Source organism: Niallia sp. HCP3S3_B10 (genome assembly GCF_052064465.1).
Classification (GTDB): domain Bacteria; phylum Bacillota; class Bacilli; order Bacillales; family Cytobacillaceae; genus Niallia; species Niallia hominis.
The window spans coordinates 1-1,689 of the sequence record NZ_JBQHVO010000133.1 but is presented as its reverse complement, the minus strand read 5'-3'; the positions used below and the strand labels follow the sequence as shown (position 1 = coordinate 1,689).

Annotated in this window: 2 protein-coding genes; both read left to right on the top strand. The window is 38.5% G+C overall.

Translation table 11 applies throughout. The annotated features are described in order from the left end of the window. The first annotated feature begins 77 nt into the window (after positions 1-77). Positions 78-1,082: a transposase gene (locus ACTNDN_RS24810; protein ID WP_109769519.1), complete on the top strand. Its 1,005-nt coding sequence runs from the start codon at positions 78-80 to the stop codon at positions 1,080-1,082. Positions 1,083-1,107: 25 nt separating this feature from the next. After that, entirely contained in the window at positions 1,108-1,662 is a 555-nt protein-coding gene (locus ACTNDN_RS24805) for a hypothetical protein (protein ID WP_152910798.1), read from the top strand. Positions 1,663-1,689: the final 27 nt, after the last annotated feature.

Here is a 1,689-nt window from a genome sequence, read left to right as displayed (position 1 = left end):
CTTACACGGAATAAATAACACCAACGGATAAAATAGGTTATAATAGACTTATTAATTATTTAAGTTGGTGTTTATTTATGCGTACTAAAAACAGGTTGAATCCAAGCGAGTCTATCTATTACAGTCCTGAAATTTCAAATTGTCCTGACTGTGGAGAGAAATTAACCTATTGCCATCCTGTATGGAGGAAAACCATCTCTACCCTAAAAGGGGAATTTAAAGTTATTAATCTTGGCTATCGCTGTGAAAATAATGGCTGTGAGAACAATACTGTTTATCGTTCTGCGGAGGCTGAGCAACTTAGTATGAAGCACATCACCTATGGCATGGATGTCATTGCCCACATTGGGCACTTGCGTTTCAAAGAACATAAAACCCGTTCAGAAATTGCCACCATCCTAGCTGAGAAGCAAGTGAAAATCTCAGAAAGGCAAGTTCAGAAACTGTACGAACGATATGCGTTACTTCTTCGTTCAGCGATTACAGAAAATATGAAAGAAACCTTAGAGGAAGTCGTGGAACAGAACAATGGATTAATCTTATCCATTGATGGCGTTCAACCTGAAAAAGGAAATGAAACGTTGTATGTTATTCGCGAGGTCTTAAGTGGCACCATCTTGGCAGCACATAATTTAAAGAGTAGCGCCTCTCAAGAGTTAATCGGAATTATTCAACCAATTCTTGATTGGGGTTACCCTATCCAAGGTTTCATCAGTGATGGTCAGCAGTCAATCCGTTTAGCAATCGAAAAGATAGCACCGGACATCCCATATCAATACTGTCAGTTCCATTACTTCAAAGATATCGCAAAACCGTTGGTAGAAAAGGACAGAAAGCTAAAGACAAACATCAAAAAGAAGCTAAGGGGAATTCGGGAAATCGAAAGAAAAATTGAAGAATCATCATCAGTAAGCATGGAAGAAGAAATTGCGAGTGACTATGTAGCGGCGATTCGTTCAGTGCTTTTGGAAGATGGAAAACCACCGTTTGAATTACCAGGTACACGTGTCTTTGAGCGAACAAAATCAATCAAGGACTCGATTGAAAAATGCCTGGATAAAAAAGGGGACTCCTTTACTTGAAAAGCTGTTCAGAATAGTCAGAAATGTGGATAACTACAAAAAGGATTATCAGCTCGTAAAACGGTGGGATCTGCGTTTTAAAAGGATTGCCACAATCATGGATCCTTCCGAAAACAAAACAAGTTCTTGGGTTGAATCCCGGTTAAAACAATATCTGACCCAAATAGAAAAGGAACTAAACCGTGAAGATGATTTTGCCTTTGTGGACAATCTGATGAGATATAGTAAAGGCTTTTGGAAAGGTCTCTTTACATTTTACGATTACCCTCTCCTGCCAAGGACAAATAATGATTTAGAGCTTTTCTTTAGAAGAACAAAAGTAAGGCATCGTAGGATTACAGGCAGTCGAACTTGGAATCGATACATTGTTCGTCACGGTGAAAACATCGTATTCGTTGAAAATGTTAAAAATGAACAAGATGGGCTGCAGAAGATTCGGAATGCTACTTATTCTGGCTATAAAAAAGAAGTTAGTAAGTGGGACAGTCGAATACATGAACACACAAAACAGAGAAGATTTAAGCAGGACCCAAATGCATATTTAAACAATATTGAAAGCAAGTGGAATCGGCACAACTAAATCATTGTGTTAGTTGTGCCGTGTAAG